The organism is Mesorhizobium sp., assembly GCF_004962245.1.
Lineage (GTDB): Bacteria > Pseudomonadota > Alphaproteobacteria > Rhizobiales > Rhizobiaceae > Mesorhizobium.
Genome location: NZ_SUHQ01000021.1, coordinates 108540 through 128596 on the forward strand (window position 1 = coordinate 108540; position 20057 = coordinate 128596).

The window sequence follows — 20057 nt, forward strand, 5'->3', positions numbered from 1 at the left end:
AAGGCTGAGTGCCAGACCAGAAGGACAGTATCATGGCTTATGACGTCGTTATCATCGGATCGGGACCAGGCGGCTATGTCTGCGCTATCAAGGCGGCACAGCTTGGCCTGAAGACGGCGGTGATCGAGAAGAACCCGACCTTCGGCGGCACCTGCCTCAATATCGGCTGCATCCCATCCAAGGCGCTGCTGCATGCCTCCGAGATTTTCGCCGAGGCCGGCCATTCCTTCGACATGCTGGGCGTCGAGATCGGCGCGCCGAAGCTGAACCTGAAGAAGATGATGGCGCACAAGGACGCGACCGTGGCGTCCAACGTCAACGGCGTTGCCTTCCTGTTCAAGAAGAACAAGATCGACAGTTTTCGCGGCACCGGCAAAGTCTTGTCCGCCGGGAAGGTGTCGGTGACCGGCGAGGACGGCAAGGTCGAGGAGATCGAGACCAAGAACATCGTTATCGCCACCGGCTCCGACATCGCCGGCATTCCGGGCGTCAAGGTCGACATCGACGAGAAGGTGGTCATGTCCTCGACCGGCGCGTTGTCGCTTGACAAGGTGCCCGGCCATCTGGTGGTGGTCGGCGGCGGCGTCATCGGGCTGGAACTCGGCTCGGTATGGGCGCGGCTCGGCGCCAAGGTGACCGTCGTCGAGTTCCTCGACACCATTCTGGGCGGCATGGACGGCGAGGTCGCCAAACAGTTCCACCGCATGCTGTCCAAGCAAGGGTTCGAATTCAGGCTCGGCGCCAAGGTGACCGGCGTCGCCAAGGTCAAGAAGGGTGCCACCGTCACCTTCGAGCCGGTCAAGGGCGGCGCGGCCGAGACGATCGAGGCGGATGCGGTGCTGATCGCGACTGGCCGCCGGGCCTATTCGGACAGTCTCGGATTGAAGGAGGCCGGCGTCGAGGTCGACGAGCGCGGCCGGGTCAAGACGGACGGCCATCTCAAGACCAATGTGCCCGGCATCTACGCCATCGGCGACGTCATCGCCGGGCCGATGCTCGCCCACAAGGCCGAGGACGAGGGGGTGGCGGTGGCCGAGATCATTGCCGGCCAGGCCGGGCATGTGAACTACGAGGTGATCCCGAGCGTCGTCTACACCAGTCCGGAAATCGCCTCGGTCGGCAAGACCGAGGAGGAGCTGAAGAAGGCCGGCATCGACTACAAGGCCGGCAAGTTTCCGTTCAGCGCCAATGGCCGGGCGCGCGCCATGCTGCATACCGACGGCTTCGTGAAGATCCTGGCCGACAAGCAGAGCGACCGCGTGCTCGGCGTCCACATTGTCGGCTTCGGCGCCGGCGAGATGATCCACGAGGCGGCGGTGCTGATGGAGTTCGGTGGCTCGTCGGAAGATCTTGCCCGTACCTGCCACGCCCACCCGACGATGTCGGAAGCGGTGAAGGAAGCGGCACTGGCGGCCTTCTTCAAGCCGATCCATATGTAATTCAGCGATATATCGCAAACGTTAAAGCAAACGGCCCGCTTTTCAGCGGGCCGTTCGCATTTTGAAATCAGCAGCCGATCACTGTGCCGGGGCTGGTGCGGGCGCTGGAGCCGGTTCTGCGGGCGCTGGAGCAGGCGCAGGCTCTGCAGGCGCCGGCGCGGGCTCGGCAGGTGCTGGAGTAGGCTCTGCGGGTGCCGGGGCTGGCGCAGGCTCTGCCGGGGCCGGTGCAGGCGCCGGTTCAGCGGGCGCCGGGGCCGGTGTGCTGGCGGCCGGCGGTTCGGCAGGCGCCGGCGTTTCACCGCTTCTGCCAAAAATATAGTAAGCGACAATGGCCAGGATAACGACAACCAGGGCAATCAGCCAGCCGCTGCCGCCGCCACCCAACTTAGGAGGGGGTGTCGGAGTGGTGAACGGGTCGTTTGGATTCGCCATAAAAGTGTCCTCCGTGGATGAAAAGTATCAATCAACACCAATCAACGCGCAATCGTTGAACAGGTTTCACGCTAGGGATCGAAAACGCCGAAAACAGGGCAATTCGCGGCTGGGATCGGTTGTTTGCACGCATTTTCCTCGCGAACTTGGCAGCGAACGAGCCAAAACGAGCCTTTTCGATCTTCCTGCATCGCGACGAGGCTGCTGCCCTCGCGCCGTGATTCGGGCGGCTTCGACCAGAATTACCTCTTTTAGGGTCCGCAACTCAACCGTGCAACTCAGTCGACGGCAGTGACGGTGTAGCCGGCCTTGCGGAAATCCTCGACCAGGCCTTCCGCGCCCAGAAGATGCAGGGCGCCGACCGCCATGAACGCGTTGCCCTTGGCGAGGATCGGCCCGGCATGATCGACCATCACCTTGTTGCGGCTGGTGATCATGGTTTCCTCGAAGGCGGCATAGCCCGCCGGATCGTCTTCCTCGCCGGGAAGGGCGGCACGGAACAGCGGCCAGAGCATGCCAGTGTCGCCGCGCTGATAAAGCACGATCATGGTTTCGTTGACGTCGTTCATCGTGTCGCCGAGCTTCAGTGTGTCGACGAGGCCCTTCATGTGAAAGGCGAGCGGCAGCGAAGCCATGGCGCGAAGCTGGTCGGCGATGGTCTCCAACCCCTCGACAACCTTGCCTGAGGCCTTGGCGTCCTCCGCGAGCTTGATGTCGAGCACTGGCGCGCCGCCGGCCCTCCGGGCCAGTTCGCAAGCCGGGAGCGTCACCATGGCCGACAGCATCCACGGCTTCATCTTGGCAACGCTCGCCAGCGGGATGCCGCGCGCGTCGAGCGCCTTGTTCACCGCCGCCGCGTCGTCCGGCGACAGCAGCGAGGACAGCGTCGTGCTGTCGGTGAACATCATCAGCTCCGGCTCTTTGAAAAGCGCTGCCATCATCTTCTGCTGATCGAGCACTTCCGTGGTCTCGATTATGGCGGTGTCGGCTGCGTCAAAGGCCTTTTGCGCGGCGGGCGGCAGCGTGATCACGCGCGGGTCGGTCATGTGCATGGTGCCGAACAGGAAGGATGGTCTTTCGCCGGCCTTTTCCAGTTTCCACAACAGGCCCTTGCCGTTCGGTGTCGCAGCCGCTTCGGTCTCGATCTTGCGATAAGTCGCCGGGTCGCTCTTCTGCAAGGCCGACAGCATGTCGGTGCCGGCACAGTCCGGGATTTCGGCGCGCGCCTTGCCGGCGGTGAGCAGCGCGATGATGAGGAAAGAGAGGAAAAACAGGACGTTGAGCGCCACGAGCAGCTTCAGCGACGCAAGGGCCGCGCGGTCGGCGATGGCAATGACGCGTTTCATGGCTCGCTTTCTAGATACAAAGAACGGCAAAACGGTTAACCGGCGCGGCAAAATTGTCTCGGATGAGGCTTCACTGCGCATGACCGTGTCCGAATGTCCGCTGCCTTGCGGGATATGCGGCCGGTCATGCTCTCGGGTGCGCCGACTGATAAATTTCGAGCAGCCTCGCAGTGTCGACGCCGGTGTAGATCTGCGTCGTCGACAGGCTGGCGTGGCCCAGCAATTCCTGGATCGTGCGCAGGTCGCCGCCGCGTCCAAGCAGGTGCGTGGCGAAGGAATGACGCAACGCATGCGGCGTGGCGGTATCGGGCAGGTTGAGCGCCGAGCGCAGCTTGGCCATGTCGCGCTGGACGATGGCCGGGTTGAGCGGGCCGCCGCGGGCGCCGCGAAACAGCAGGCCCTTCGGATCGAGATGATAGGGGCAGAGCCGGCGATATTCGGCGATCGCCCGCAGTGCCACCGGCAGCACCGGCACCAGCCGCGTCTTACCGCCCTTGCCGGTGATGCGCAGCACCGTGTCGTTGGGTGAGGCCAGCTCGGCGCCAGAGAGGCCAAGCGCCTCGGAAATGCGCAGGCCCGAACCATAGAGCAGCGTCAGCACGGCGGCGTTGCGGGCGGCGATCCACGGCTCCTGCGCCAACTGGCCTTCCACGGAGACGACATGTTTCGCATCGCTTGCCGTCAGCGGCTTGGGCAGCGACTTCGGCTGCCGTGGCGCGCGCAGTGCCGCGGCACCCGCCGCATTGACGAGGCCGCGCCGCTCCAGAAAGCGCAGCAGCGAGCGGATGCCGGCGAGCCCGCGTCCGAGCGTGCGGGCGCCCGCGCCCCCGGCGCGGCGGGCGGCGAGAAAGCCGCGCAGATCGGCCGGGCGCAGATCGGCGATGTCCGAAATGCCGGGCGAGCCGCCGCAATGGCCGGTCAGGAAGTGCAGGAACTGGCGCGTGTCGCGCTCATAGGCTTCCACGGTTTCAGGCGACAGCCGGCGTTCGCGTGCCAGCATCTTCAGCCAGCTTTCGCGGGCCGCCTGAAGGTCCGGTTTGGCCGGGATGAGGAATTCCTGCATTGGGCTCTTCCGATAGTCCGTTCTTCCAACTCCGGGCCATCTTCCGGTAGCCGGGTTAGGAAGCGGTGAAGAGCCGCGTCATTGAAATGACAAGAGGGTGGAGCTAGAGCAGGGCAAAGGATTTTTACCACCGATGACCAAACCGCAAAACCCCGTCCAGATGGCCGTGATCGGCGCCGCCCATGGCATCAAGGGCGAATTGCGCGTGAAAACCTTCACTGGCGATCCGTTGGCGCTGGCCGACTACGGACCGCTCTATGCCAGGGACGGCCGTGCCTTCCAGATCGTCGACATCAGGCCGGCCAATACCGTCGTCGTGGTGCGCTTCAAGGGCATCAGCGACCGCAACGCCGCCGAGGCGCTCGCCGGCACGGAATTGTTCGTCGACCGCTCAATGCTGCCGGACGATGGCGAAGAGGACGAATTCTATCATGCCGATCTCGTCGGGCTGGCGGTCCGGGACGACACCGGTGCCGACATCGGCAAGGTCGTCGCCGTGCATAATTTCGGCGGCGGCGACATTCTCGACGTGACGCTTGGCGAGCGCAAAGGCGTGCTGATCCCGTTCACGCAGGCCGCCGTGCCAGACGTGTCGATCGTTGAGGGCTTCCTCCGCATCGATCCGGCGGCGGCGGGCTTGATCGATGACGAGGACAGCGAGGCTCCCGGCCGTGATGGCTTCGACCCGAAGGGCAGGCCGCGCGGGCCGAAGGACGCCGGGGGCAACCGGTGAGTTTTTCCGCCTCGGTGCTGACGCTCTATCCGGAGATGTTTCCCGGCGCGCTCGGCCTGTCGCTGGCCGGCCGGGCGCTGGCATCAGGCACATGGTCGCTGGAAGCAATCCAGATTCGCGATTTCGCCACCGATCGCCATCGCACCGTCGACGACACGCCGGCTGGCGGCGGCGCCGGCATGGTGATGCGCGCCGACGTGCTGGCGAGCGCCATCGACCATGTTTCGCCGGCAGGTGATCCGCGCCCGCGCCTGCTTATGAGCCCGCGCGGCACGCCGCTGACGCAGGCGCGCGTCCGCGAGCTGGCCGCTGGTCCTGGCGCGGTGATCGTCTGCGGCCGCTTCGAGGGTGTCGACCAGCGGGTCATCGAAGCGCGGGGGCTTGAGGAGGTCTCGGTCGGCGACTTCATCCTCTCCGGCGGCGAGCCGGCAGCGCTAGTGCTGCTCGACGCCGTGGTGCGGCTGTTGCCTGGCGTGATGGGCAATGCGGTGTCGGGCGACGAAGAGAGTTTTGAAAACGGCCTGCTCGAACACCCGCACTACACGCGGCCGCAGGACTTCGAGGGCCGGCAAATCCCCGAGGTCCTCACCTCGGGCAATCACAAGAAGATCGCCGCATGGCGGCGCGGCGAAGCGGAAAGGCTTACCAGGGAAAGACGGCCGGACCTGTTGGCCGCTCACCCCCTGGTGAAATAATAAAAGGCCAGGAACACGCCGACCCCGACGACGAAGCCACGTACGGCATTCTGCGGCACGCGCTTGGCGATCCAGACGCCGGCATAACCGCCCAGCGCGCCGCCCGGTATCATGATGATCGCCTGCGGCCAGGCGATGACGCCGCCGGAAACGAAGACCAGGATGGCTACCGCGGCGATCACCACGGCCAGCATGTTCTTCAGCGCGTTCAGGCGGTGATAGTCCCCGGCCTGGGTGAGGCCGAGCGTCGCCAGCATCATGACGCCCATGCCGGCGCCGAAGAAGCCGCCATAGACGGCGGTGGCAAACTGCGCCAGGGAGCCGGCCAGCGAACCCACGGCAGCCTCATGCCCCGGCTTGGGCGCCGGCCTCAGCCACGGCCCGGCGGCGAACAGCGCGGTTGCCGCCAGCAGCAGCCATGGCACCAGGACCCGGAATGACGGATTGTCGAGCGCCAAAAGGATGAGCGCGCCGGCCAGTGCGCCGAAAGCCGAGATGAGGCCGAGCAGCAATGCGCTGCGCCAGAAATGCTTGATGACGGCCCAGTATGCGAGCGTCGAGGTGATGTAGCCGGGAAACTGTGTCACCGACGATGTGGCGTTGGCTACGATCGGCGGCAAGCCGACCAGCGACATGGCGCCGAAGGTTATGAACGTCCCGCCGCCGGCTATCGCGTTGACGGCACCTGAAAGAAAGCCCGCGAAAAAGAGCAGGGCCGCATCGAGAACTGACATGAGGGCATTGCCGCCGGAGGAAAAGTCGCGTTTACCCGCCTTAGAAAGCTTGAGCGCTCGACGCAACCCCTATGCAGGAAGATCGCAGCGTTGGCCAACGACCAAAAAAGAACGCGGCAAAGGCGTGACAAAGCGTCGAAATAGCTGTATGTGCCCGCCCGTACTGGCAAGAACAATCTGCCGGACCCGTCAACAATGACGGTGTAGTCGCCCCTGCCCGATGTTTTCGAACCCAGATGTTTTGGAACAAAGGGCATAGCCGAGCGGTCAATGGAACTGCAAGGTGAGTGTCGGACGCTCTGACTGTCGGAAGAACAAGAAGTGGATTTTTAAGATGGATATCCTCCGTCAGCTCGAGGCCGAACAGGCCGCCAAGATCGAAGCCAAGCGCAAGCTTCCCGAATTTCAGCCCGGCGATACCGTGCGCGTCCAGGTCCGTGTGACCGAAGGCACCCGCACCCGCGTCCAGGCCTATGAGGGCGTCGTCATCGCCCGCGCCGGCGCCGGCTTCCAGGAGAATTTCACGGTCCGCAAGATTTCCTACGGCGAAGGCGTGGAGCGCGTGTTCCCGGTCTTTTCGCCGATGGTCGAGGGCGTCGAGATCGTGCGCCGCGGCAAGGTGCGTCGCGCCAAGCTCTACTACCTGCGCGATCGCCGCGGCAAGTCGGCCCGTATTTCGGAAAACACCGGCGTGCGCGCCCGCAAGCTGAACGATGAGGAGCGCAATGCGCTGAACGCCGAGAAGGCCCGCATCGAGGCCGAGAAGGTGGCCGCCGCCCAGGCGCTCGCCGCCGAGAAGGCCGCGCAGGACGCCGCCGAAAAGAAGGCCGCCGACGAGGCCGCCAAGGCTGCGGAAGCGGCGACCGCCGAGTAAGATTTTTTCAAAACCATGCTTTGGAAAGGCGGCTTCGGCCGCCTTTTCGTTTTGGAGGAGAACACCTCCCGGGGCTTTCGCGCAAAGCAGCGCATCGGACCGGCTTGCAAGGCGCTTGTGGAAAGCTAAAGTCGGCGCCGAAGTTTCCTGCAAGCCTCGACCATTGTCGAGGTCGCTCAAGTTCTCGGGGTGTACCATGACCAGATCGAAACTGCTGTTGGCCGGCCTGTTGGCTCTGATTCTCGCGCCCGTCGCCGCCCTGGCGCAGACGCTGCCCGACCTCGGCGGCAAGAAGGTGGTGGTGGTGACGGAAAACGCCTATCCGCCGCTGCAATTCATCGACGCCAAGACCGGCAAGCAGATCGGCTGGGAATATGACGCGATGAACGAGATCGCCAAGCGGCTGAATTTCCAGGTCGAGTACCAGAACACCTCCTGGGACGCGATGATCCAGGCGGTTTCCGACAACCAGTACAACATCGGCATGACCGGCATCACCATCAAGGACGACCGCAAGCAGAAGGTCGATTTCTCCGATCCCTACATGCGTTCGGAACAGTTCATGCTGGTGCGCGGCGATGAGAAGCGCTTCACCGACGCCAAGACGTTTGGTGCCTTCAAGGATGGGCTGATCGGGGCGCAGGCCGGCACCACGCCCTTCTATACCGCCGTCTACAGCGTGCTCGACGGCAATGAGCAGAACCCGCGCATCAAACTGTTCGAGACGTTCGGCGCGACGGTGCAGGCGCTGAAGGCGGGCGACGTCGATGTCGTGCTGACCGACGGCACTGCCGGCAAGGGTTACGTCGACGCCTCCAATGGTGGGCTGAAGCTGATCGGCGGGCCGCTCGGCACCGAGGATTTCGGCTTCATCTTTCCCAAGGGCTCGGATCTGGTGAAACCGGTCAACGCGGCGATCGCCGCACTCAAGGCCGACGGCACGCTCGACGCGCTCAACAAGAAATGGTTCCTCGACTACAAGATGGGGCAGTAGGCTGGTCTTGGCACGCTTGCTGCGTGAGGACCGTGCGCCGAATATTGCACGGACGGAGTTTCTTCCCACCCCCCTCTGTCCTTCCGGACATCTCCCCCGCAATGGGGGAGATTGGCAGCTCTTGCGAAGGCGGACATTCACCAGCGTTGGGAATTGGCGAAAGCCGTCACGACATCTGATCTCCCCCCTTGCGGGGGAGATGTCCGGCAGGACAGAGGGGGGTGTGACAGAACGCAGCCTTCGTGGCTCCGTCACCGGCATCGCCTGATGCCGACCGCGCCCGGATCCACCCCCAAATCCGACTTCCCCTGGTGGCTAGCCGTGGCGGCGGCGCTTGCCGTGGCAGCCGCTATCTTCATCGCCGCAAGCGATCTCTATGCCCAGGTCTTCGCCACAGTCGCCAAGGGCATCGGCATCACCGTCTTCGTCACCGTGGTCGCCTTTGCGCTGGCCTCGGCCATCGGGCTCGGCATTGCGCTGATGGGGCTCTCGGGGTCGCGCTGGCTGCGCCAGATTGCCCGCTTCTATGTCGAGATCATCCGCGGCGTGCCGATCCTGGTGCTGTTGTTCTGGATCGCGTTTGCCGGCGCGCCGGCCTTTGTCGCGGCGTGGAACGCGCTGACCGCGCCGCTACAAAGCGCCGGCCTCATCGGTGAGCTCCTGGTGCGCGACGTGTCGCTCTTGTGGCGCGCCATCATGGCGCTGACCATCGGCTACTCAGCCTTCATCTCGGAGGTCTTTCGCGCTGGCATCCAGGCGGTCGAGAAAGGCCAGATCGAGGCGGCGAAGGCCCTCGGGCTGACGCGCATGCAGCGCTTCCGGCTGATCGTGTTTCCGCAGGCGATCCGCACCATCCTGCCGCCGCTCGGCAATGATTTCGTCGCCATGGTCAAGGATTCCTCGCTGGTCTCGGTGCTCGGCGTTGCCGACATCACCCAGATGGGCAAGATCTACGCCGCCGGCTCGTTCCGCTTCTTCGAGACCTATTCGATCGTCGCCTATATATATCTCATCCTGACGGTCGGCCTGTCGCTGGCGTTGCGGGCGCTGGAGAAGCGGCTGCGCCGCCAGCATGAGGAATAGAAGGCAGGCGAAGACGGCGCTACGGTCGGGAAAAGCCACAATGCGGGAGAATCCCATGAACATCGACAAGGCCAGTGCGGCGCTGGATTCGGTCTACACCGCCGAGACGCCGGAAGCACTGGCGCAAGCCTATGCCGCATGGGCCGCGACCTATGACGGCGAGACCGCGTCGCTCGGCTATCTCCTGCCGTTCCTGATCGCTGCCTGGGTGGCGCGCCATGTGCCGGCGGGCGAAGGACCGCTGCTCGACGCCGGCTGCGGCACCGGCCTGTCGGGACCTTCGCTGCAAGCACTTGGCTATCCCGACATTGCTGGTCTCGACCTGTCGGACGACATGCTTGAGATTGCCGGCAGCCGCAATACCTATGGCGAGCTGAAACAGGCGATGCTCGGCGGCCCGCTGCCCTGGCCGGACGGGCATTTCCGCGCCTTCTTCTCGACCGGCGTGTTCACCATCAGCCACGCGCCGGCTTCCAGCCTGCAGGAGCTGGTGCGCATCACCAAGAAGGGCGGCCATGCCATTTTCACCGTTCGCGACCAGGTGCTCGAGAGCGGCGGCTTTCGCGACGTTTTCGCCGAGTTGGAGCAGGACAAGAAATGGCGGCCGATCGAGGAAAGCCCGTGGTTCCGCTGCTATGCGATCGCCGAGCCCGAGGCGCTGGTGAAAACCTTCGTGTTCGAGGTGCTTTGAACGGTGCACGACTTGGGTTCCTCTCCCCGCTCCGTCGCGCGAGGGACCTAGGTCCTGCGAACACAGCTGCAATTGCCGAAAAGCCAAAACATTGATATGAGCCACGCCATGGAAGAGCTTTTTGGCGATCCGGCCTATAAGGGTTTCGTGCTGCAGGACAAAAAACGCCTGCCGTCGCGATTCTCCGCGCGCATTTCCGGCGCTCTGACCAGCCGACTTCGTTAGGTCGTTTTTGCCGGGCCGACCTGGCGTCTACCTCTTCCCATTTTCATATCGACGGATTTACGCACATGAGCGCACCGCGCACCCTCTACGACAAGATCTTCGACGACCATGTCGTCGACCGCCAGGACGACGGCACCTGCCTGCTCTACATCGACCGTCACCTCGTCCATGAAGTGACCAGCCCGCAAGCCTTCGAAGGCCTGCGCATGACCGGCAGAAAAGTCCGGCATCCGGAAAAGACGCTGGCCGTGGTCGACCACAATGTGTCGACCTCCCCCGAGCGCAAGTTCGGCATCAAGAACGAGGAAAGCCGCATCCAGGTCGAGGCGCTGGCCAAGAACGCCAAGGATTTCGGCGTCGAATATTATTCGGAGAACGATGTCCGCCAGGGCATCGTCCACATCATCGGTCCGGAGCAGGGCTTCACGCTGCCCGGCATGACCATCGTCTGCGGCGACAGCCACACCTCGACGCACGGCGCTTTCGGCGCACTGGCGCATGGCATCGGCACCTCGGAAGTCGAGCATGTGCTGGCCACGCAGACGCTGATCCAGCGCAAGGCCAAGAACATGCTGGTGCGCGTCGACGGCGCGCTGCCGGAAGGCGTCACCGCCAAGGACATCATTCTGGCGATCATCGGCGAGATCGGCACCGCCGGCGGCACCGGCTATGTCATCGAATATGCCGGCGAAGCGATCCGCGCGCTGTCCATGGAAGGCCGCATGACCATCTGCAACATGTCGATCGAGGGCGGCGCCCGGGCCGGCCTGATCGCGCCTGACGAGACGACCTTCGCCTATGTCAAGGACAAGCCGCGCGCCCCCAAGGGCGAGGCGTGGGATGCCGCGCTCGCCTACTGGAAGACGCTGCAGTCCGACGAGGGTGCGCATTTCGACAAGGTGGTCGTGCTCGACGCGGCGAAATTGCCGCCGATCGTCTCCTGGGGTTCATCGCCCGAGGACGTCGTCTCGGTCCAGGGCATCGTGCCAAACCCGGACGATATCACGGATGAGAACAAGCGCACGTCCAAGCAGCGCGCGCTCGACTATATGGGACTGAAGCCGGGCACCAAGATCACCGATATAACGCTCGACCGCGTCTTCATCGGCTCCTGCACCAACGGCCGCATCGAGGATCTGCGCGCCGTCGCCAAGGTCGTCGAGGGCAGACGAGTCAGCCCGCATGTCGACGCGATGATCGTGCCGGGCTCCGGTCTGGTCAAGGAGCAGGCGGAGGCCGAAGGTCTCGACAAGATTTTTGTCGCGGCCGGCTTCGACTGGCGCGAGCCGGGCTGCTCGATGTGCCTTGCCATGAATGACGACCGCTTGAAGCCGCACGAACGCTGCGCCTCCACCTCGAACCGCAATTTCGAGGGCCGTCAGGGCTTCAAGGGCCGCACCCATCTGGTGTCGCCGGCCATGGCGGCGGCGGCGGCGATCGCCGGCCACTTCGTCGACATCCGTGAGTGGAAATAACCCAGGGCCGCCATAGTCCGTATATGAGTGCATGCCAGAGCCCGAACCGCGATGCGGTTCGGGCTTTTTTTCACGCAGGGCGCCTCACAAGCTCATGGAATTGCTCACGCCGGCCGGGTTGCTCCGCAGCGACCACCAGCGCCAGCTGACGTTCGTCGAACAGCTTGAACCACTCGTCCCATTCGACCAGTTCGTAGCCGCCGGCGTTGGCCGGGCGTTCGGCCTGGTCCTGGTCCTGATAGGCGTGCTGGCCGAAGACCAGCCTCAGCAAGGCTTGCGTTCCCGTTTCAGGCGACACGTCGACGATTGCTGGAAATCCAGCACGCGCCGCGGCCCATGAGCGAATTGCCTCATGATCGGTCAGCATGATCGTATCGGCCATTAAAGCGTCTCCCATCGATTGCCGCTGGAAAACGCCGACCGCGGTTTCGAGTTCCGTGCGGCAGGTTCAACGGGGATCTTGCGCATATTCGACTTTGCTTAACCGCTTGTTTGGGCTTCCCCTCTAAGGATCTTACCTCACGGAAGCGTGGGGTCACGGTCCTTGGACACCGGTCTGCTGATAGGGTTGCTCAACCCGACGATCGCGCTTGCGCTCGGCGCGGTGTTTCTCATGCTGTGGTTCTATCAACGTCACCGCCCCTATCTGGCCGTGCTGGCCGCCAGTTACTGGCTTTCGGCGGCCGGTTTCCTGTTGCAGCATTTCACGCTGCCCATCGGCATGGCGCCGACAAAGCTGATCTCCAACATATGCTTCACCATTGCCGCCTGTGGTCTCGCCGGCGCGATCGTGACGCGTTATGGGCGGCGCGTGCCCTTTGTCGCGATCGGTATTCTGGCGGCCGGCGGCCTGGCCGCTTTCTGCTGGTTCATGTTCATCCAGCCCGATCTCACCTGGCGTGTCCTGGTGATGAATTTCGCTTTCGGCGGCCTCAGCCTGGTTGTCGCCGCCGAACTGCGCGTGGTGCGCGACAGAGGCCCGACGGAAATGATCCTGTTCGTGCTGTCGCTGCTTTCCGGACTGAACTTCTTCGTGCGCACGCTCGTCGTTGTCATCGCGCACGGACCTTATCAAAGCTATGACGGGTTCTATGCCTCGTCCTACTGGACGACGGCGCTGCTGTCGCATGCGCTGCTGTCGTTGCTCATCGCGCTTTGCCTGTTCTGCGCGGCTGCGCTCGACGTGATGAAAGCGCTGAAGGCCGAGGCGTATACCGACCCGCTGTCGGGCCTGCTCAACCGCCGCGGCTTCGAGGAGCGCGCGACGCTTCTCCTGCGGCATTGCGCCACGGCCAAGCTGCCCGTCGCGCTGGTGCTCGCCGACCTCGATCATTTCAAGGCGCTCAACGATCTGCACGGGCATGCGGCGGGTGATCGCGTGATCGCCGACTTCGCCGCCAAGCTTCGATCGGCTGTCGGCACCAGCGGCGTCGCCGGGCGCATCGGTGGCGAGGAATTCGCCGTGCTTTTGCCGCTGAGCGACCTTGGGGCGGCTAGGCTGTTCGCCGAAACCATCCGCATGCTCTATTCGGCGGGCAGCGTCGACGGGCTTCCACGCGATACACGAGTGACGGCGAGCTTCGGCGTGGCGGCCCGCACCGGCGAGGAGGAGGGGCTGGAGTCGCTGATGCGGCGCGCCGACGAGGCGCTTTACAAAGCCAAAAGGAACGGCCGCGACAGCGTGCACCTGTCCTGCGAACGGTCGGAAACGGTGTTCGTTCTGGCACCGCTCAAAGCCGTCTGATCTTCCGTGCCTGGGCACACGTTAACGTCTTTTTCGCCCGTCCGTGATTTGCTGTCGCAGGGAGTGCGAAAATCACATGGGCGGCGCAGAATTCATCCTGGCAATCAACCTGCTCGTCGCCGGCCTGCTGGCGGCAGCTTTCATGACTGTCTCGTTCTACGATGTGGGGCGCGCGTCGGCTCGCTGGCTGGTTTTCGCCTATCTGCTCGGAATGGCCTATTTCGCCATCGAGTTCGCCATTCCGATCTTCGACAATGCGCGACCCGCTGTCGTCGCGGGCTTCGCCGTTTTCCTCGGCGCCACCGTCGCCTTCAATGGCGGGCTTGCCCATAAATACGGCGTGGCGCCGCCCTGGGCGCCGATGCTCGTCTTCCTGTTCGCGGCCACCGCTGCCGTGTATTTCGTGCAGGATCTGCCGCGCCAGTCGCTTGCCCGCATGATGACCTACCAGCTTCCCTATGCCGCCATGCAGTTCGTCGGCGTCGGCATCGTCTGGTCGTCCCGGCAAAGGCGCGACCGGCTCGACTATCTGCTGATGGCCGTTCTGGCAGCCAGCGCCCTGCAATTCGTGAGCAAGCCGTTCATCGCCCATGCGTTGGGTGGCTGGGGCGCCAATCCGCAGGCCTACCTGCAGAGTAACTACGCTCTGGTGTCGCAATCGCTTGGCACTATCTTCGGCATGGCAATCGCGCTTCTTACACTGGTCATTCTGGTCCGTGACGTGCTCGCCGAGGTGACGTCGAAGTCGGAGACGGACACGCTTTCAAGGCTGCTCAACCGAGGCGGCTTCGAACGTCATGCCGAGATCGCGATGCGTGACGCCGTGCGCAAGGGTATTCCGGTCGCCCTGGTCATCGCCGACCTCGATCATTTCAAGAGCATCAACGACAATTTCGGCCACGCATCCGGCGACCGGGTCATCGAGGCCTTTGCCGGATTCCTGCGTGATGCGGCCGCCGACCATCACGTCGCCGGCCGTATCGGTGGAGAGGAATTCGCCATCATCCTGCCGGGAACCAACCTCGCCGCCGCGCGGCTCTTCGCCGAGGGCGCGCGCAGCGCTTTCGGGGCCTTGCCGATAGACAGTCTGCCGGCGGACCATCGTTGCACCGCCAGCTTCGGCGTTGCCGAGCTTCACCCGGCCGAAGGTTTCGCCGATCTGATGCGGCGTGCCGACGAAGCGCTCTACCAGGCGAAGGGCAGTGGACGCGATCGGGTGCGCATCTCCATGGGGTCGATCACCGTGGGACAGGCGGGAGTGGCAACGCCAGATCGAATCAGCGGCAGGGGCTGAGTTCGGGCATCTCGCCGTCGGAAAGGCCGTACATATAGCTGCGGCCCTTCACGAAAACCGGCGGCCTGTAGCAGTCGCGGCCGCTGACATCGTCCGTTTCGTTTTCATAGATGATTTTGGGTTGGTCGGCGCCGACATAGTCGGACAATTCCTTGGCCAATTTGCCCTCGCCGACGAGGATGCGCTTGTGGCCGGCGGCGCTTTCGATGACGAGATTGCCGAAGGAATCGGCGTAGACGCGGTCGTGCGTCCCGGCGTGTGCCGGTGCCGCCAAGCCGATGACCGCCGCCACCAGGACGAGCGCCGGGAGGCGCGATCTGCTTGAATTCGAACGCATGGCGTCCTCCATTGTCAGAGGCGAACCTCCTCTGACTCAGAAATTAACCTTTTCTTAACCTTTGTTAAGAGGCTAGCCTTGCAGGCCACCAGGTCTTGGCAAACATGGTTAATATCCGTCGCCCTGGAAAGCCGCGGCCATCATTCGGCCATGCTTGCCCGCACCATCGCGGCCGGGGGCGAGCGCGGCGTCGGGTGATCTTGGCAAGCACTGCGTTGGATTGATGCGTAAGGAGACAGCACATGGCGTTACGCCGGACGTTTCGGGTGACGCTTGCCCTTTTGCCATTGCTGACCACGGCTGCCTGCGTGTCGCAGACCAAGGCCGGGAATCCGGCCGCGGCCACCGCGACCGATGTGACGGCACCGCAGCCGCGCACCGCGACCTACAATTGCGCCGATGGCGGCAGGATGACCATCGAAAATCTCGGCACGTCGGTGCGCGTGCTTGGTTCCGACGGCGTCAGCCAGGATCTGCCGGCTTCGCCCGCCAACCAGAACAGCCGCTTCGGCGAGGCGCATGACGCAATCGTGATCGACGGCCGCGACGCGCTGGTGATGAAGGGTGGGAAGACGCCGCTGACCTGCACCCGCTGATCGGATGTGTTGAGATTCAGGTGAGGCCGGCCTGCAAATGGCAGCTTGCTGACCTGAATCTCAACACACCCCGGGCGCCCAAGCTGGACAGATATACTGCACTGCAGCGACATTGCGCCGGCTTCGGGCTCATGCCCTAATCGATTGAAGCGAAAGCAGCCTTTTCTTCAGACTAAATTACGTTTCCAAAACGATTTTCCGGCTTTGACGCGGTGCAAAAAGAGCATTAGAAACCGGCTGTCCGAAGTCGCATCCGGAAGCGGTCATGCCGCATTTCCACCTGGGGCTCCAGAGACGCCGAACTGGGGGAGCCATGAGCAAATCACCAGCCACCCGCGAATTTGCCAGACGTGAACGACCGCTTTCGCCGCATCTGACCGTCTATCGGCCGCCGATCACGATGACGATGTCGATCGTCCATCGCATCACCGGCGGGGCGCTCTATTTCGGCACGCTGCTGGTCGCCTTGTGGTTGATGGCGGCGGCGAGCTCGCAATCCACCTTCGATGCCGTCAACTGGGCCTTCGGCTCGTGGCTGGGGCGGCTGGTGCTGTTCGGCTACACCTGGGCGCTGATGCACCACATGCTGGGCGGTGTGCGCCATCTGATCTGGGACACCGGGACAGGTCTTGAAAAGAACACCGCCTCGAGGATCGCCTGGGCGACGCTGGCCGGCTCGATTGTGCTGACGCTGCTGATCTGGATCGCCGGATATATGGCGCGGGGAGCCTGACATGAGCGCCAACAATACCGACATGCGCACGCCGCTGGCGAAGGTCCGCGGCCTCGGCTCCGCCCGCGAGGGCACGGAGCATTTCTGGCGCCAGCGCCTGACGGCGATCGCCAACATCCCGCTGATCCTGTTCTTCGTCGGCTTTCTGATTGCGCTCAACGGCGCCGGCTATGCGGAGGTGCGTGCCGCACTTGCCAATCCGTTCGTGGCTGTGGTGCTGGCCCTGGTGCTCTTGTCCGGGCTTTATCATATGCGGCTCGGCATGCAGGCGATCATCGAGGACTATGTGCATGGCGAGGGTACGAAGCTGGCGTTGCTCGCCCTCAACACATTCTTTTCCGTAGTGGTCGGCGTCGCCTCGATCTTCGCCCTGCTCAAACTGGCATTTGGAGGCTGAAATTTTGGCCAAGGACGCAAAAAACGCCAACACGGCGTCCGCCTACACCTATGTCGACCACAAATTCGACGTGGTGGTCGTCGGCGCCGGCGGCGCCGGCCTGCGCGCCACGCTCGGCATGGCCGAACAAGGCCTGCGCACCGCCTGCGTCACCAAGGTTTTCCCGACGCGCTCGCACACGGTGGCGGCGCAGGGCGGCATCGCCGCCTCGCTCGCCAATATGGGCCCCGACAACTGGCAGTGGCATCTCTTCGACACGGTCAAGGGTTCGGATTGGCTCGGCGACACTGACGCTCAGGAATACATGGTGCGCGAGGCGCCGGCGGCGGTCTACGAGCTTGAGCATTACGGCGTTCCCTTCAGCCGCACCGAGGACGGGAAAATCTACCAGCGGCCGTTCGGCGGCATGATGATGAATTTCGGCGAGGGACCGCCGGTGCAGCGCACCTGTGCGGCCGCCGACCGCACTGGCCACGCCATGCTGCACACGCTCTACGGCCAGTCGCTGAAGCACAATGCGCAGTTCTTCATCGAGTATTTCGCGCTCGACCTGATCATGGAGCCGGACGGAACCTGCACCGGCGTCGTCGCCTGGAATCTCGACGACGGCACCATCCACCGCTTTTCGGCCAAGATGGTGGTGCTGGCGACCGGCGGCTATGGCCGTGCCTATTTCTCGGCGACCTCGGCGCACACCTGCACCGGCGACGGCGGCGGCATGGCGGCGCGTGCCGGGCTGGCGCTGCAGGACATGGAGTTCGTGCAGTTCCACCCGACCGGCATCTACGGCGCCGGCTGTCTGATCACCGAGGGTGCGCGCGGCGAGGGCGGCTATCTCGTCAATTCCGAGGGCGAGCGCTTCATGGAGCGCTACGCGCCTTCGGCCAAGGACCTTGCCTCGCGCGACGTGGTCTCGCGCTGCATGACGCTGGAGATCCGCGAGGGGCGTGGCGTCGGACCGAAGAAGGACCATATTTTTCTCCACCTCGACCACCTTGATCCGGCCGTTTTGCACGAAAGGCTGCCGGGGATTTCAGAGTCGGCAAAAATCTTTGCCGGCGTCGACCTGACCAAGGAGCCGATTCCGGTGCTGCCGACGGTCCATTACAATATGGGCGGCGTGCCGACCAATTACTGGGGCGAGGTGCTCAACCCGACCGCCTTGAACCCGGACCAGGTGTTGCCCGGGCTGATGGCAGTCGGCGAAGCCGGCTGCGCCTCCGTCCATGGCGCCAATCGGCTGGGCTCGAACTCGCTGATCGATCTGGTGGTGTTCGGCCGCGCGGCGGCGATCAGGGCCGGCCAGGTGATCGACCGTAACGCCGCGATCGCGTCGCCCAACGAAGCCTCGGTCGAAAAGATCATGGACCGCTTCGACCGGCTGCGTCATGCCAATGGCTCGACGCCGACCGCCGTATTGCGTGAAAAGATGCAGAAAGCGATGCAGGAGGATGCGGCGGTGTTCCGCACCCAGGAATCGCTGGAAAGCGGCTGCAAGCGCGTTTCGCAGATCTGGGGCGAGCTCAAGGACGTCAAAGTGTTCGACCGCTCGATGATCTGGAACTCCGACCTGGTCGAGACGCTGGAGCTGGAAAATTTGATGGCCAACGCCATCACCACCGTCCATGGCGCCGAGGCGCGCAAGGAGAGCCGCGGCGCGCATGCGCGCGAAGATTTTTCGGCGCGCGACGACGCGAACTGGCGCAAGCATACGCTGGCTCGGCTCAGCGAGGCCGGCGAGGTGACGCTGACCTACCGGCCGGTGCACACCGAGACGCTGCTCAGGGAGAAAGACGGCGGCATCAACCCGGCCAAGATCGCGCCGAAGGCCAGGGTGTATTGACAATGGCGCTGGCGGCCTCGGGATATTCCGGTACGCCCCTTCCGGCCAAGCTTGGCCTGAAGGACGGCATGACCGCCGCCTTCATCGCGCTGCCGTCCGAACTCGACGATCTGGCCGACGCCGTCGACTTCACCCATGTCGACCGACTGGCCGACTGGTTGGCAATTTTGGGCGTTCGCCAAAAATACGATGCCGTTCACGCTTTCACCAGACAGCGCGCCGAGATCGAGGATCGCCTCGCCGGCGTCGAGGCTGCCATCAAGCGCGACGGCATGATCTGGGTGTCGTGGCCGAAAAAGACGTCCAAGGTGCCGACCGACGTCACCGAAGACGTCATCCGCACAGAGGCGCTGAAGCTCGACCTTGTCGACGTGAAGGTCGCCGCCGTGAACGGGATCTGGTCCGGGCTGAAGCTCGTCATCCGAAAGGACCTGAGGTAATGGTCGAACTTACGCTTCCGAAGAACTCGAAGATCAAGCAGGGCAAGACGTGGCCGAAGCCGGAAGGCGCGACCAATCTGCGCGAATATCGCATCTACCGCTGGTCGCCGGACGATGACGAGAACCCGCGCATGGACACCTATTTCGTCGACATGGACGATTGCGGGCCGATGGTGCTCGACGCGCTGCTCTGGATCAAGAACAAGATCGACCCGACGCTGACGCTGCGCCGCTCTTGCCGCGAGGGCATTTGCGGCTCCTGCGCCATGAACATCGACGGGTCCAACACGCTGGCCTGCACCAAGGGCTGCGACGACATTTCCGGCGCGATCAAGGTCTATCCGCTGCCGCACATGCCGGTGGTCAAGGATCTGGTGCCCGATCTCACCAATTTCTACGCCCAGCACGCCTCGATCGAGCCGTGGCTGAAAACGGTGTCGCCAGAGCCGGCCAAGGAGTGGCTGCAGAGCCACGAGGACCGCGAAAAGCTCGACGGCCTCTATGAATGCATCTTGTGCGCCTGCTGCTCGACCTCCTGCCCGAGCTACTGGTGGAACGGCGACCGCTATCTCGGCCCGGCGACGCTGCTGCAGGCCTATCGCTGGCTGATCGATTCCAGAGACGAGGCCAAGGGCGAACGGCTCGACAATCTCGAGGACCCGTTCCGGCTCTATCGCTGCCACACCATCATGAACTGCGCCCAAACCTGCCCCAAGGGGCTCAACCCGGCCAAGGCGATCGCCGAGATCAAGAAGATGATGGTGGAGAGAAGGGTTTAGCTTCGGTAGCGAGAATGCCTCGTCTGTCGCGATCCTTCCCACCCCCCTCTGTCCTGCCGCCTTCAAAAGGATAGCCGACTTATGACTAACACCGAACTGCCCATCCTCTC

22 protein-coding genes are annotated in these 20057 nt (G+C 63.8%); 17 read left to right on the forward strand and 5 right to left on the reverse strand.

Annotated features, from left to right (window positions below; translation table 11 throughout):
* Window positions 1–32: 32 nt before the first annotated feature.
* Window positions 33–1439 (forward strand): dihydrolipoyl dehydrogenase, encoded by a 1407-nt coding sequence (gene lpdA, locus E5X88_RS22015; RefSeq protein WP_292165039.1) that lies wholly within the window; start codon window positions 33–35, stop codon window positions 1437–1439.
* Window positions 1440–2149: 710 nt separating this feature from the next.
* On the opposite strand, the gene E5X88_RS22020 is transcribed toward lpdA, so the two are convergent.
* A complete protein-coding gene (locus E5X88_RS22020; protein ID WP_292165041.1) occupies window positions 2150–3217 on the reverse strand; it encodes a TraB/GumN family protein in 1068 nt (355 codons plus the stop codon).
* Between the two features lie 124 nt (window positions 3218–3341).
* Entirely contained in the window at window positions 3342–4280 is a 939-nt protein-coding gene (locus E5X88_RS22025) for a tyrosine recombinase XerC (RefSeq protein WP_292165043.1), read from the reverse strand.
* A gap of 133 nt (window positions 4281–4413) precedes the next feature.
* On the opposite strand from E5X88_RS22025, the gene rimM reads away from it, so the two are divergent.
* Together rimM and trmD are read left to right on the forward strand one after the other, a co-directional pair.
* The gene (gene rimM, locus E5X88_RS22030) at window positions 4414–5013 is read left to right on the forward strand and encodes a ribosome maturation factor RimM (protein WP_292165044.1); all 600 of its coding nucleotides are present in this window, start codon (window positions 4414–4416) and stop codon (window positions 5011–5013) included.
* Complete coding sequence (gene trmD / locus E5X88_RS22035) at window positions 5010–5708, forward strand: tRNA (guanosine(37)-N1)-methyltransferase TrmD (protein ID WP_292165047.1); 699 nt, start codon at window positions 5010–5012, stop codon at window positions 5706–5708. The genes rimM and trmD overlap by 4 nt, the downstream gene beginning before the upstream one ends.
* On the opposite strand, the gene E5X88_RS22040 is transcribed toward trmD, so the two are convergent.
* Complete coding sequence (locus E5X88_RS22040) at window positions 5690–6442, reverse strand: sulfite exporter TauE/SafE family protein (protein WP_292165049.1); 753 nt, start codon at window positions 6440–6442, stop codon at window positions 5690–5692. The two genes, trmD and E5X88_RS22040, sit on opposite strands and share 19 nt — an antisense overlap.
* Window positions 6443–6776: 334 nt before the next feature.
* Here E5X88_RS22040 and rplS point away from each other — a divergent pair, with 334 nt between their 5' ends.
* From rplS to leuC, 6 genes are all read left to right on the forward strand, one after another.
* Window positions 6777–7316: a 50S ribosomal protein L19 gene (gene rplS / locus E5X88_RS22045; RefSeq protein ID WP_292165051.1), complete on the forward strand. Its 540-nt coding sequence runs from the start codon at window positions 6777–6779 to the stop codon at window positions 7314–7316.
* Window positions 7317–7512: 196 nt separating this feature from the next.
* Window positions 7513–8310 (forward strand): transporter substrate-binding domain-containing protein, encoded by a 798-nt coding sequence (locus E5X88_RS22050; RefSeq protein ID WP_292165053.1) that lies wholly within the window; start codon window positions 7513–7515, stop codon window positions 8308–8310.
* Window positions 8311–8577: 267 nt separating this feature from the next.
* Window positions 8578–9393: an amino acid ABC transporter permease gene (locus tag E5X88_RS22055; protein WP_292165055.1), complete on the forward strand. Its 816-nt coding sequence runs from the start codon at window positions 8578–8580 to the stop codon at window positions 9391–9393.
* Between the two features lie 55 nt (window positions 9394–9448).
* Window positions 9449–10084, forward strand: coding sequence for a class I SAM-dependent methyltransferase (locus E5X88_RS22060; RefSeq protein ID WP_292165059.1), 636 nt, complete (start codon window positions 9449–9451; stop codon window positions 10082–10084).
* A gap of 96 nt (window positions 10085–10180) precedes the next feature.
* Complete coding sequence (locus tag E5X88_RS22065) at window positions 10181–10309, forward strand: hypothetical protein (RefSeq protein WP_292165102.1); 129 nt, start codon at window positions 10181–10183, stop codon at window positions 10307–10309.
* 65 nt (window positions 10310–10374) lie between these two features.
* Window positions 10375–11784 carry a 3-isopropylmalate dehydratase large subunit gene (gene leuC, locus E5X88_RS22070; RefSeq protein ID WP_292165061.1) on the forward strand — a complete coding sequence of 470 codons (1410 nt, stop codon included), beginning with the start codon at window positions 10375–10377 and terminating at the stop codon, window positions 11782–11784.
* A gap of 70 nt (window positions 11785–11854) precedes the next feature.
* Here leuC and E5X88_RS22075 read toward each other — a convergent pair whose 3' ends face one another.
* On the reverse strand, window positions 11855–12166 hold the full coding sequence (locus E5X88_RS22075; RefSeq protein ID WP_292165063.1) for a hypothetical protein: 312 nt from the start codon (window positions 12164–12166) through the stop codon (window positions 11855–11857).
* Window positions 12167–12328: 162 nt separating this feature from the next.
* Here E5X88_RS22075 and E5X88_RS22080 point away from each other — a divergent pair, with 162 nt between their 5' ends.
* The gene (locus tag E5X88_RS22080) at window positions 12329–13528 is read left to right on the forward strand and encodes a diguanylate cyclase (RefSeq protein ID WP_292165065.1); all 1200 of its coding nucleotides are present in this window, start codon (window positions 12329–12331) and stop codon (window positions 13526–13528) included.
* A gap of 76 nt (window positions 13529–13604) precedes the next feature.
* Complete coding sequence (locus E5X88_RS22085; RefSeq protein WP_292165067.1) at window positions 13605–14822, forward strand: GGDEF domain-containing protein; 1218 nt, start codon at window positions 13605–13607, stop codon at window positions 14820–14822.
* Here E5X88_RS22085 and E5X88_RS22090 read toward each other — a convergent pair.
* Window positions 14806–15159: a hypothetical protein gene (locus E5X88_RS22090; RefSeq protein WP_292165069.1), complete on the reverse strand. Its 354-nt coding sequence runs from the start codon at window positions 15157–15159 to the stop codon at window positions 14806–14808. The two genes, E5X88_RS22085 and E5X88_RS22090, sit on opposite strands and share 17 nt — an antisense overlap.
* 242 nt (window positions 15160–15401) lie before the next feature.
* On the opposite strand from E5X88_RS22090, the gene E5X88_RS22095 reads away from it, so the two are divergent.
* The 6 genes from E5X88_RS22095 to E5X88_RS22120 all read left to right on the forward strand — a co-directional run bounded on the left by E5X88_RS22095 (window position 15402) and on the right by E5X88_RS22120 (window position 19947).
* Complete coding sequence (locus tag E5X88_RS22095) at window positions 15402–15755, forward strand: hypothetical protein (protein WP_292165072.1); 354 nt, start codon at window positions 15402–15404, stop codon at window positions 15753–15755.
* A gap of 313 nt (window positions 15756–16068) precedes the next feature.
* The gene (gene sdhC / locus E5X88_RS22100; RefSeq protein ID WP_292165075.1) at window positions 16069–16488 is read left to right on the forward strand and encodes a succinate dehydrogenase, cytochrome b556 subunit; all 420 of its coding nucleotides are present in this window, start codon (window positions 16069–16071) and stop codon (window positions 16486–16488) included.
* 1 nt (window position 16489) lies between these two features.
* Entirely contained in the window at window positions 16490–16885 is a 396-nt protein-coding gene (sdhD, locus tag E5X88_RS22105) for a succinate dehydrogenase, hydrophobic membrane anchor protein (RefSeq protein ID WP_292165079.1), read from the forward strand.
* Window positions 16886–16889: 4 nt separating this feature from the next.
* The gene (sdhA, locus tag E5X88_RS22110; RefSeq protein WP_292165081.1) at window positions 16890–18728 is read left to right on the forward strand and encodes a succinate dehydrogenase flavoprotein subunit; all 1839 of its coding nucleotides are present in this window, start codon (window positions 16890–16892) and stop codon (window positions 18726–18728) included.
* A 2-nt stretch (window positions 18729–18730) separates the two neighbouring features.
* On the forward strand, window positions 18731–19168 hold the full coding sequence (locus E5X88_RS22115; RefSeq protein ID WP_292165083.1) for a DUF3052 domain-containing protein: 438 nt from the start codon (window positions 18731–18733) through the stop codon (window positions 19166–19168).
* The gene (locus E5X88_RS22120) at window positions 19168–19947 is read left to right on the forward strand and encodes a succinate dehydrogenase iron-sulfur subunit (RefSeq protein ID WP_292165086.1); all 780 of its coding nucleotides are present in this window, start codon (window positions 19168–19170) and stop codon (window positions 19945–19947) included. Before E5X88_RS22115 ends, E5X88_RS22120 begins: the two co-directional genes overlap by 1 nt.
* The last annotated feature ends 110 nt before the right edge of the window (window positions 19948–20057 follow it).

Bases quoted from the DNA above. Each gene is read 5' to 3' on its own strand.
- leuC (WP_292165061.1), top strand. From the start codon at position 10,375: ATGAGCGCACCGCGCACCCTCTACGACAAGATCTTCGACGACCATGTC.
- rplS (WP_292165051.1), top strand. From the start codon at position 6,777: ATGGATATCCTCCGTCAGCTCGAGGCCGAACAGGCCGCCAAGATCGAA.
- E5X88_RS22095 (WP_292165072.1), top strand. From the start codon at position 15,402: ATGGCGTTACGCCGGACGTTTCGGGTGACGCTTGCCCTTTTGCCATTG.
- E5X88_RS22050 (WP_292165053.1), top strand. From the start codon at position 7,513: ATGACCAGATCGAAACTGCTGTTGGCCGGCCTGTTGGCTCTGATTCTC.
- E5X88_RS22115 (WP_292165083.1), top strand. From the start codon at position 18,731: ATGGCGCTGGCGGCCTCGGGATATTCCGGTACGCCCCTTCCGGCCAAG.
- lpdA (WP_292165039.1), top strand. From the start codon at position 33: ATGGCTTATGACGTCGTTATCATCGGATCGGGACCAGGCGGCTATGTC.
- E5X88_RS22090 (WP_292165069.1), bottom strand. From the start codon at position 15,159: ATGCGTTCGAATTCAAGCAGATCGCGCCTCCCGGCGCTCGTCCTGGTG.
- E5X88_RS22065 (WP_292165102.1), top strand. From the start codon at position 10,181: ATGAGCCACGCCATGGAAGAGCTTTTTGGCGATCCGGCCTATAAGGGT.
- E5X88_RS22020 (WP_292165041.1), bottom strand. From the start codon at position 3,217: ATGAAACGCGTCATTGCCATCGCCGACCGCGCGGCCCTTGCGTCGCTG.
- E5X88_RS22025 (WP_292165043.1), bottom strand. From the start codon at position 4,280: ATGCAGGAATTCCTCATCCCGGCCAAACCGGACCTTCAGGCGGCCCGC.
- sdhD (WP_292165079.1), top strand. From the start codon at position 16,490: ATGAGCGCCAACAATACCGACATGCGCACGCCGCTGGCGAAGGTCCGC.
- E5X88_RS22060 (WP_292165059.1), top strand. From the start codon at position 9,449: ATGAACATCGACAAGGCCAGTGCGGCGCTGGATTCGGTCTACACCGCC.
- sdhC (WP_292165075.1), top strand. From the start codon at position 16,069: ATGAGCAAATCACCAGCCACCCGCGAATTTGCCAGACGTGAACGACCG.
- rimM (WP_292165044.1), top strand. From the start codon at position 4,414: ATGACCAAACCGCAAAACCCCGTCCAGATGGCCGTGATCGGCGCCGCC.
- E5X88_RS22120 (WP_292165086.1), top strand. From the start codon at position 19,168: ATGGTCGAACTTACGCTTCCGAAGAACTCGAAGATCAAGCAGGGCAAG.
- E5X88_RS22055 (WP_292165055.1), top strand. From the start codon at position 8,578: ATGCCGACCGCGCCCGGATCCACCCCCAAATCCGACTTCCCCTGGTGG.
- E5X88_RS22075 (WP_292165063.1), bottom strand. From the start codon at position 12,166: ATGGCCGATACGATCATGCTGACCGATCATGAGGCAATTCGCTCATGG.
- E5X88_RS22085 (WP_292165067.1), top strand. From the start codon at position 13,605: ATGGGCGGCGCAGAATTCATCCTGGCAATCAACCTGCTCGTCGCCGGC.
- E5X88_RS22040 (WP_292165049.1), bottom strand. From the start codon at position 6,442: ATGTCAGTTCTCGATGCGGCCCTGCTCTTTTTCGCGGGCTTTCTTTCA.